Genomic DNA, 10,126 nt, shown 5'->3' with positions numbered 1-10,126 from the left:
CGCACCTCGACCATCGGGGGGAAGGGAGCGAGTGTCGGGTGATGGAAGCGCTCGACCACCGGGGGGACGGCCAAGCATCCGCGATCGAAGCGCTCGCCCATCGGGGGGAAGGGAGTGAGCGTCGGGTGATGGAAGCTCTCCGCCATCGGGGGAAGCCCGTCTGCCGAGTGTTATCCGTGAACGGAGACCTTCTCCTGTTCCAGCGCGCGGTCGGCGTCGAGCAGCACGCCGGCGGCGATCTCGAGGCCTTCGATGCGGCCGAGTGAGACGTCCTCGTGCTCGATGTTGACCATCATGTCGGGATCGACGTCACGTAGAGCGCGAAGGAATTCGGTCCAGTAGGCGGTGTCGTGGCCGCGACCGAGTGCCACGAAATCCCATGCCGAGTCCTTGGGCCACTCGTTGGCCCATTCGTCGCCACCGAGGTTGGTGCGCTCCTCGGTGGGTGCGAGTCGGCGGAACCGGTTGTCCAGAACGCCGTACAGTGCGGCGTTCTCGGTGTTCACCCGTACGTCCTTGGCCGCCGCGTGGAAGACGAGTGGGCCGAGTTCGCGGACGACGGCAACCGGGTCCATCTGCTGCCAGAACAGATGCGACGCATCGAGTTCCACGCCGACGTGGGTGGCGCCGGTGAGTTCGACGAGCTTGCGGACATCGGCGGTGTTGAAGACGAGGTTCTGCGGGTGCAGTTCGAGTGCGACCTTCACGCCGTGATCGGCGGCGAGTCGGTCGGTCTCGCGCCAGAACCGTGCGGCCACACCCCACTGGTAGTCCAGGACGTCCAGTGCTGCCGAATTCCAGGCGTTGACGATCCAGTTCGTCACCGTGGCACCGGGTTCCCCGCCGGGCAGGCCCGACATCGTCACCACACGCGTCTGGCCGAGCCGTTCGGCCAGACGGATGGAGCGGCGGACATCCTCGGCGTGACGCTCGCCGATCTCGGGCTTGGGGTGCAGCGGGTTGCCGTTGCAGTTGAGGCCGGCGATCGAGACCCCGGTGCCGTCGAAGAGTGCCAGGTAGTCGTCGCGTGCGGCGTCGGAGACCAGGATTTCGTCGAACGTCGGAGCGTGCACCGCGGGAAGGAATCCGCCGGTGTTGATCTCGATACCAGTGAGGCCGAGATCGCCGATCACCTTCAGTGCTTCGGGCAGTGGGCGATCGTGCAGGATGGCGTTGTAGACACCGAGCTTCATGGTGGTGTGTCTCCTTGTAGTCGTGGAAAGTGGGTGACGGTCAGGCGTTCTCGAGCGGCTTGACGTCGACGGTAGCTCCCGCGTTGGCCGCGGATTCGGCGATCGAGGCAACCACCCGCATCGAATGCAGGCCGGTCTCGAAGTCCGGGAGGGGACCGAGGACGTCGATGCCGGCCACCTGGTCGAGGAAGGCGCGAGCCTGGTAGGCGAACAGTTCGGCCTTGCCGTGGCCGACGCCGCCGGCGTCCATCGGCAGGCCACCGCGGATGTAGGGATGATCGGGGCCGATGGTGATGCGACGCGGACCGTTGAGGTCGGCGCGCACGTCGTCGGCGGCGAGGTGGAACTCCGCGATGCGCGCGAGCTCCCACGACGCCGACCCGCCGGTGCCGAACAGCTCGAACCCCAGTCCATCGGGCAGACTGTGCGCCACCCTCGACGCCGAGAACGTACCGATCGCACCGCAGGCGAAGGTCGCGGTGAACGTTGCGATGTCCTCGTTGCCGACGGGCTCCATCTCGTCGGAGACCGCGCCCTTCGTGTGACCGTAGGTGGTGCCGATCGGAACCGGACGTTCGGTGATCACCGTGTGGAAGCGTGCGCCGGAGATCGACACGATGGGTCCGCAGATGAACTCACCGAGATCGATGAGATGACTGCCGACATCGGCGAGAGCGCCGGTGCCGGGCTCGCCCTGATAGCGCCAGGTGATCGGCGAGGTCGGGTCGAGCGCGTAGTCGCACCAGTAGTGCCCGTTGAAGTGCACCAGGTCGCCGACGGTCCCGGCGGCCAGTTCGCGACGGATCTGCTCGACGGCCGGCGCGCGACGGTAGGTGTAGCCGACCGCGGCCTGCGTCGAGGCGTCGCGGGCCGCCGACAGCATGGCCTCCGCTTCGGAAAGTGAACCGGCAAGCGGCTTTTCGCACAGCACGTGCTTGCCGGCGGCCAGTAGTCCCTCGACCATTTCGCGGTGCAGATGGTTGGCGACGACCACGCTGACCACGTCGATGTCGTCGGCTGCGGCGATGGACTGCCAGTCGTACTCGGCCCGCTCGTATCCGTATCGCTTGGCGTTGTCATCGGCGATCGCGGGATTCGCGTCGGCGATCGCCACCAGACGCACGTCGGGCCGGTCGGTGCCGAACAGGGTGGACGCGGTCCGATAGCCGGCAGCGTGCGCGCGGCCGGCCATACCGCCGCCGATGACGGCGACGCCGAGGGAGTTCGAGGACATGGGATCTCCGGGGTTGGTGACGAATAGTGGATGAGAGGTCTGCTGTACCGGTCTACTAAACCGGTCTAGTTCGTCTACTATGAACGCCGTCACGCCACGGTGTCAAGCCTTGACGGGCACGGGTGGAGAGTCCAGGTAGAGAAGGGGGAGTGTTCGATGCGATCGTCGTCGAATCGACCGACCATGCAGGACGTCGCCGACAAGGTGGGGGTGTCCAAAGCGACTGTGTCGCTGGTCTTTCGCAAGGCTCCCGGGGTCGGCGACGACACGCGCCGTGCGGTGATGGCGGCGGCCGAGGACCTCGGCTACCGGATGAACCGGACAGCAGCGCTGATGACGGCCCGCCGTTCTCATCTGATCGGTGTGGTCGCCCAGATCAGCAACAGCTTTCACGCCGAGATCGCAGAGGCGCTGGTCGCGGCGGCCGACCGCGCGGGATACGAGATCGTCCTGGGCGCGGTGACCCCGACGCACGGCGAAACACGCGTCGTCGAGACGCTGCGCGACTTTCGTTGCGAGGGAATGCTGCTCATCGGCCCGGAGCTCGACACCGCATCGATCGAGGAGTTCGCGGCAGAGGTGCCCACGGTGGTCCTCGGCCGGCGCATCGCCTCCGGGTCAGTCGATGTCGTTCGCACCAACGACGGCAAGGGTATTGCGGCTGTGGTCGATCACCTCGTCGGCCTCGGGCATACACAGATCGTGCATGTGGCCGGCGGGCCGGGGTCGATCGCCGCGGACCGTCGCGCAGGGTTCCTGCGTGCACTGCGGCATCACGGTATCTCCGCCGACGACGCCCTGGTGGAAGCGGAGTCGTTCACCGAGGACGCGGGGATGGCCGCGTCGCGAGCCCTGCTCTCCCGCGAGTTGCCGACCGCGGTGGTGTGTGCCAACGATCGCCTCGCGATCGGTGTGCTCGACGAACTGCGTCGAGCGGGAGTCGCGGTGCCACAGCAGGTCTCGGTGACCGGCTATGACGACAGCGTCATGGCGCGCTTGAGCAACGTCGATCTCACCACTGTGAGCCAGCAACCGCACGCGCAGGCCGACCGCGCCGTCGACGCGGTGGTGTCGCGGCTCGACGGTCACCGCACCGAGCGGTCGGTTGTGACGTTGGTACCCGAACTCGTCGTGCGCGGCACCACGTCTGCGCCGCGCGAACGCTGAGACCGGCCTCTGTGGAACGCTCACCGACGGACGAACTCCCGCACCGGTTACCCGGTGCGGGAGCCCGTTCCGTGTTCACACCCGCATGTTCACGTCGCGATCAGATGAGTTCCTTGATCTTGCGACTGGGGTAGATGCGGCCGGTGGTGACGTCTTCCTCGACCTCTTCCAGTGTGCGACCCCGGGTTTCGGGCGCCTGTGTCCAGACGAAGAGCAGAGCGAGGATGCCGACGCCGCCGAAGAGGAAGAAGGTGCCGGTGATGCCGGTGGCGGCCACCAGCGTCGGGAAGAACAGTCCCAGAAGGGCGTTGGTGATCCACAGGCAGAACACCGAGATGCCGATCGCCAGACCGCGGATGTGCAGCGGGAAGATTTCCGACAGCAGCACCCAGGTGGCGACGTTGAGGAAGGTTTGCATCGATCCGACGAACAGGACCACGAGTGTCAGGATCACCCACGGTCGTGCCGCGTTGCCCTCCGGCAGTGCGAGGGACGCGATGCCGATGAGGAAGTGGCAGACGGTGGTGAGGCTGTAACCGAGGATCAGGGTGGTGCGGCGATTGATCTTCTGGGCCAGCCAGAGTGCGGTGGTGGAGCCGATGACCGCGATCACGCCGGGAGCGATGTTGGCGATGAGGGCGGCGTTGCTGGCGAATCCGGCATCCTTGAGCACCGACTGGCCGTAATACATGATCGAGTTGATGCCGGTGAGCTGCTGTGCCACACCGAGTCCGATACCCACGAGCACGATGCGTCGAATCCAGCGGTTGTCGCGCAAGGCGGTCCAGCTGCCGCGGATCGCGGTCTCCTCCATCTCGTGGAGTTCCTCGACCATGTCGACCTCGGCGCGGGCGCGCTGCTGCGAGCGGATCGTCTTCAGCACGTCGTAGGCGTCTTCCCGGCGGTTCTGCGAGATCAACCAGCGCGGGGATTCGGGCACGCGGATCATGCCGACCATCAGGCAGACCGCCGGGAGCGCGGCGACCGCGAGCATGATGCGCCAGACGCCGTCCTCTTCACCCCAGATGTTGCCGATGATGGCGTTGATGACGAAGGCCGCGAGCTGACCGACGACGATCATCACCTCGTTGCGACCGGCGAGCGAGCCACGGATCTCATATGGGGCCAGCTCGGCGAGGTAGACCGGGACCACGGTCGACGCGGCGCCGACGGCCAGGCCGAGGATCACGCGGCCGATGACCATCACCCCGAAGCCCGGCGCGAAGACGCAGGTGAGGGTTCCGATGAGGAACAGGGTCGCGAGAAGTGTGATCGACTTGCGGCGGCCGATCGCGTCGGAGAGTCGTCCGCCGGCGATGGCACCGAACGCCGCGCCGAACAGCAGTGAGCTTGTGACTACGCCCTCGGTGAACGGGGTCAGTCCCAGCTCGGTCTTCATCGGCTCGAGAGCACCGTTGATGACGCCGGTGTCGTAGCCGAAGAGCAGGCCGCCCAGCGTGGCGATCAGCGCCACGGCGTGCAGACGCCGCCGGAACGGTCCCGTTCCCAGCGGCGGAAGAATCGAATGTTTCAGACCCGGGTGGTCGTCTGTGGTGGACATGGCACTCCTTGGTTTGACTTACACCTACCACCATCAGTGATGGCAGTCACATCCGTGATCGTAACCCAGTATGTGCAAATGTCCTAACAAAACTTCGACAGAATCTGGTTGACAACTGAGGGGATCCGCGCTGTCCGCTGGCCGGACCGTGGTGGTGGCGGGAGTAACAAGCGCTATGAACTGCGTGGATGTCCCAATAAACGGCTTCTGAGAACCGGATCACATGGAGAGTGCGCGCTCTACTCACGTCACCATTGAGGACTTTGGTCCCCACATCGGATGGTTGCATGTCCGTACAAATACGATCCGCAGTCAGCGTGGCTCGAGTCCCGCCGCCCGGTACGCGTCGTCGATGTAGGCCATGTTGGTGACGGCGTCGTCGAGATCGATCGGCAGGGACGCGCCGTCGCGCAGTGCCGCTGCGAAGGCTTCGAGCTGAAAGGTGTAGGTGCTGCGGCGGGTCACCTCCTCCACGCGGGTATCCGATGCTGTGGTGATGCTCAGGCGGTTGTCACGGGTCGGCGACAAGAAGTCGTGCAGGGTCAGCGATCCGGTGGTGCCGACGATGTGTGCGCGGAATGTGTAGTGGTCGTCGAGCATCGTGTTGGTGTTGACGCCGGTGGCGCCGTTCGGGAAGGTGACCTCGATCCGGCTCGATGCGTCGATCTGGTCACCCCGCACGATCGCCGACGCTCCGGTGATCCGCGGCGCTCCGCCGGCGAACGGGCCGAGGGTGCGCAACAGGTGCAGGCCGTAACAGCCGAGATCCATGACGGAACCGCCGGCGAGTCGGTACTCCCAGCGTGGGTCCGAGGGCGCCGGTTCGGGCATGCCCATCGTGATCTCGATCGTTTGCAGATCGCCGCACACCCCGCTGTGCAGCACGTCGAGGGTGCGGTGCATCAGCGGGTGGAACCGGTAGTGGAACCCCTCGAGCACCAGAACGCCGGCCGCGTGCCTGCGCGGCTACCTGCTGCGCTTCGACGGCGTTGCGGGCGAACGGTTTCTCGCTGAGCACCGGCACGCCCGCCGCGATCGCCGCCAGATTCCACGGCCCGTGCAACGCATTCGCAAGCGGGTTGTAGATCAGATCGATTTCCAGGTCGCTGATCACCTCGGCATAGGAGTCGACGATGCGCTCGACACCGTGGGTGGTTGCGAAGGACTCCGCGCGATGCCGATCGCGGGCGGCGACCACGGTCAGTCGGTGTCCGAGTTCGTGGGCGGGCCCGACGATGGCGTTCTCGGCGATCCGCGACGCCCCGAGAATCCCGATACGCAGCGGCGGTGCGGTCATACCCCCGACCGTACTCAGACGACCGCCGGTCGGCAGATCCGCCGCAGGAACGACATCGACACCGCGACGTCGGCAGCCGCGTCGTCGGCGGCGGCGTCGTCGGTGAGGATGGTGTCCTGCTCGAGGACGAACCAGCCGCTGTATCCGTTCTCGCGCAGCGTGCTCACGACGTGTTCGATCCGGGCGTCACCGGCGCCGAGTGGCACGTACATTCCTGCGGCGACGGCCTCGGTGTAGGTCGCCGCGCCCTGCTGGACCCGTTGTGCGAGATCCACGCGGACGTCCTTGAGGTGGGCGTGCCGGATGCGGTCGCCGTAGTTCTCGGCGATCTCGACGGGATCGGTACCTCCGATCAACAGGTGGCCGGTGTCCAGGCACAGGCCGATGGACGAATCCTCCAGCACGCGAATCACTTCGGCTCGGTTCTCGATCATCGTGCCGACGTGGGGATGCAGCGCCGCGACAATGTTCTGCTCGGCGACGAGCGCGTCGATCCGATCGAGGTTCGTCAGCAGTGTGCGCCAGGCGTCGGCGTCGAGCACCGGCCGGGAGTCGTATCCGTCGGTGCCGGTTGCCGCCGCGAGCACCAGGACGTCGCCGCCGGAGACGGCCAAGCGTTCGAGTGCGGCGCGGACCTGTGGTGCCGGATCGTGGTCGGCGTCGTGCAGGACGACGGGAACGAAGGACCCGACGCAGCGCAGGTCATAGGAGTTCAGGGTGTCGCGCAGGGCGGCCGGGTCGTCGGGCAGGAAGCCTTCCGGGCCGGTCTCTGCGGCACTCATCCCGAGTTCGCGCATCTCGCCGAGAACGCGTGCGGGGTGCAGTTGCAGGCCCCAGCCGGGTACTTCGCACACACCCCAGGAGATGGGGGCGGCGGCGATTCGTGGGTCGTTGGTCATGGTGACACCTCTGGGGTGAGAAAGGATGTGGCGGTTACGGGGTGTGGCGGCGGTCGAGTTCGGTGAGTTCGCGCTCGAAATGTGCTGTGGTGAAACGTGCATCGAGGGCGCGGGCGACGAGTTCGGCCTGGGTCTCGCCGGCCAGTCCCGACAGTGGCTGATCGAGATCAAGGTTGCTGGGAAAGGCGTAACCCTCGGCCGCCGAAGCGATCACGTTCGCGACCGCGGTGCCCTCGCCCTGGTCGGCCAGAACGAGTAGCGACGGATATAGTGCGCGCAGCATCGCCGAGCGGTCGACGGCGTCCATCGCCCGTCCGAAAGCCGAGGACACCTGCAGCAGATTCGCCATGCGCTTCACGTCGGTCGTCGTGTTGTGGCCGGCGGCGTGGAACAGCGCCGGATTGAAGAACACGGCGTCGCCCGCACGCAGCGGCAACTGGATGTGGTTGGCGGTGAAGTACTCCCGGAAATCCGGAAGGCCGAATGCCACGTACCCCTGCTCATACCGTTGCGAATACGGCAGATACATCGTCGGACCGGACTCCAGCGGCATGTCGACGTGCGCGACCGCGCCCTGCAATGTCAGAGCGGGCGAGAGACGGTGGATATGGGCGCGGAAACGTTCGGCGGTACCGGTCGACATGAAGCCGAGGTGGTAGTCGCGGTGCGGGTTCTGGGCGGCTCCACCGGGATTGACGACGTTGATCGCCGACGTCACCTGATACATCGGTCCGAGCCAGGCCTCGCAGATCAACGCCAGGATGTCGTTGCGGTAGTACTGCACGAACACCTCGGGGTCGCGAAGAGCGAGCTTCTGCAACGCATTCCAGATCCGGTCGTTGGCGCCGGGGGCGGCGAAGTGATCGCCGAAGGATTCTCCGGCGGCATGCTGCTCGGCGATGATGTCGCCATAGATCCGAGTCGATTCGGCCAGCGCATTGCTCTCGTCGAAGGCTCCGGAGAACACGACGATACCCGGGCCGGTGAGCAGCGCGTCGGCGAGTTCATCGCTGATGGCGGCGCGCGTCTCGGGGTCGGCGATCCGCGGGCGCAGCGCGGCCGCGTCGTAGACGAGGACGTTGCGCGAGACGGACGTGGCGTGCGGATAGTCGGCGAGATCGGTGGTCTGCTCGATCGAGGCGACGAAGTCGTCGATCCGGCAGTCGTCCGGGGTCACGCGGCGGGCGCGAAGACTGGTGGCGAGGTGCATGGAACTCAGAATGGCAAGATCGTATTGTCCGAACAAGATCAGATTCCCATCAAGAATCCCTCAGGAGGGTCATGCCGCATCGCTATCCGGTACGGGAGATAGCTCGGCAGGCGGGCGTGTCCGAGGCGACCGTCGACCGTGTGTTGCACCGTCGGCCCGGTGTCCGGGAGGGCACGGTGCGCCAGGTCGAGCAGGCCATCGCCGACCTCGACCGGCAACGCGCACAACTGCGATTGTCGGGGCGACAATTCATGATTGACCTGGTCATGGAGACGCCGCGCCGATTCTCGTCGATGGTGCGCTCGGCACTGGAGGCCGAGTTGCCGGGCCTGCGCCCGGCGATCTTCCGGGCGCGATATCACCTGCACGAGACGTGGCCGGTCGAGGACCTGATCGCGACCCTCGATGCCATCGCGCGTCAGGGGAGTCAGGCCGTGGTACTCAAAGCGCCGGACACCCCCGAGGTTGCCGAGGCGATCGGACGCCTCACCGCGGCGCGTATCCCGGTGATCACGCTCGTCACCGATGTGCCCATGAGCACCCGCCTGGCATATGTGGGCATGGACAACCGGGCGGCAGGGGCCACCGCGGCCTACCTGATGCAGCAGTGGTTGCGGCACACCGACGTCGACATCCTGGTGATGACGAGCAGTGAGATGTTCCGTGGCGAGGAAGAGCGTGAGATGGGGTTCCGGACGGTCATGCGACGTGACGATCCGACACGGCACATCATCGACGTCTCCGGTTCCGACGGTCTCGACGCCACCAGTCGGCGATTGGCATACCGTGCGCTACAGGACAATCCGCGCATCGGTGCGGTGTACTCGATCGGCGGTGGCAACAAGGGCATCGTCGCAGCGTTCGCCGATGCCCACCGAGACTGCGAGGTCTTCCTCGGTCACGATCTCGGCCCGGCCAATCGGGATCTGCTGCGCAGCGGCGGTATCACCGCGGTGCTCCACCATGACCTGCGCTCGGACATGCGGCAGGTCGCGCAGACCGTGATGAGCCATCACGGCGCTCTCGCCGGGGGTCATCGTCCGCAGGTGTCGGAGATCGCCGTCATCACGCCGCACAACATCCCGGGCGACTGATCGACCTGTCAAAGACGCGCATGTTTGGTTGTTATGACATACTGTGAGGCATGACACAGGCCACCACGCAGCTCCAGATCGATCTCGATCGGTCGACCCCGGTGCCGCTGTATCACCAGCTCGCCCGCGCGATCGAGGCCGCGATCATCGGTGGCGAGCTCGCTCCGGGTGATCGTCTCGAGAACGAGCTCGATCTCGCCAAACGGCTCAAGCTCTCCCGCCCGACGATCCGCCAGGCCATCCAGGAGCTCGTCGACAAGGGGGTCGTCGTGCGCAAACGGGGCGTCGGCACCCAGGTGGTGCAGAGCCCGGTGAACCGCTCGGTGGAATTGACCAGCCTGTTCGACGATCTCAGCACGGCCGGAATGCACCCGGAGACACAGCTTCTCGAGTACCGGCGGTCGGTGCCCGACGACGACCTGCGCACCGATCTCGGTCTCGATGCCGACGCGGAGGCTGTCACCATCCGAC

General features: G+C 66.1%; 8 protein-coding genes and 1 pseudogene. 3 read left to right on the top strand and 6 right to left on the bottom strand.

The features are described 5' to 3' along the window. Window positions 1–170 precede the first annotated feature (170 nt). The gene (locus B1964_RS19710; RefSeq protein ID WP_079930976.1) at window positions 171–1,193 is read right to left on the bottom strand and encodes a sugar phosphate isomerase/epimerase; all 1,023 of its coding nucleotides are present in this window, start codon (window positions 1,191–1,193) and stop codon (window positions 171–173) included. 40 nt (window positions 1,194–1,233) lie between these two features. Further along, window positions 1,234–2,427, bottom strand: coding sequence for a Gfo/Idh/MocA family oxidoreductase (locus tag B1964_RS19705; protein WP_079930975.1), 1,194 nt, complete (start codon window positions 2,425–2,427; stop codon window positions 1,234–1,236). 156 nt (window positions 2,428–2,583) lie between these two features. On the opposite strand from B1964_RS19705, the gene B1964_RS19700 reads away from it, so the two are divergent. After that, window positions 2,584–3,594 carry a LacI family DNA-binding transcriptional regulator gene (locus tag B1964_RS19700; RefSeq protein ID WP_079930974.1) on the top strand — a complete coding sequence of 337 codons (1,011 nt, stop codon included), beginning with the start codon at window positions 2,584–2,586 and terminating at the stop codon, window positions 3,592–3,594. Window positions 3,595–3,694: 100 nt separating this feature from the next. Here the strand turns inward: B1964_RS19700 and B1964_RS19695 are convergent, their stop codons facing one another. The 4 genes and pseudogenes from B1964_RS19695 to B1964_RS19680 all read right to left on the bottom strand — a co-directional run bounded on the left by B1964_RS19695 (window position 3,695) and on the right by B1964_RS19680 (window position 8,561). After that, window positions 3,695–5,155 carry a sugar porter family MFS transporter gene (locus B1964_RS19695; RefSeq protein ID WP_006370659.1) on the bottom strand — a complete coding sequence of 487 codons (1,461 nt, stop codon included), beginning with the start codon at window positions 5,153–5,155 and terminating at the stop codon, window positions 3,695–3,697. Window positions 5,156–5,467: 312 nt separating this feature from the next. Then, a pseudogene (locus B1964_RS19690) lies at window positions 5,468–6,452 on the bottom strand (Gfo/Idh/MocA family oxidoreductase). Window positions 6,453–6,466: 14 nt separating this feature from the next. Beyond that, window positions 6,467–7,351, bottom strand: coding sequence for a sugar phosphate isomerase/epimerase (locus tag B1964_RS19685; protein WP_079930973.1), 885 nt, complete (start codon window positions 7,349–7,351; stop codon window positions 6,467–6,469). A gap of 34 nt (window positions 7,352–7,385) precedes the next feature. Beyond that, a complete protein-coding gene (locus B1964_RS19680) occupies window positions 7,386–8,561 on the bottom strand; it encodes a phytanoyl-CoA dioxygenase family protein (RefSeq protein WP_079930977.1) in 1,176 nt (391 codons plus the stop codon). A gap of 71 nt (window positions 8,562–8,632) precedes the next feature. On the opposite strand from B1964_RS19680, the gene B1964_RS19675 reads away from it, so the two are divergent. Both B1964_RS19675 and B1964_RS19670 read left to right on the top strand, forming a co-directional pair. Further along, entirely contained in the window at window positions 8,633–9,655 is a 1,023-nt protein-coding gene (locus B1964_RS19675) for a LacI family DNA-binding transcriptional regulator (RefSeq protein WP_079930972.1), read from the top strand. A gap of 50 nt (window positions 9,656–9,705) precedes the next feature. Continuing rightward, on the top strand, window positions 9,706–10,126 hold a 421-nt coding region (locus B1964_RS19670; RefSeq protein WP_139765802.1), incomplete at its 3' end, for a GntR family transcriptional regulator.

It is taken from the genome of Gordonia sp. i37, from assembly GCF_002043085.1.
GTDB lineage: Bacteria > Actinomycetota > Actinomycetes > Mycobacteriales > Mycobacteriaceae > Gordonia > Gordonia polyisoprenivorans.
Note: the sequence above shows the minus strand (reverse complement) of the source record. Positions and strands in the feature narration are given on the sequence as shown.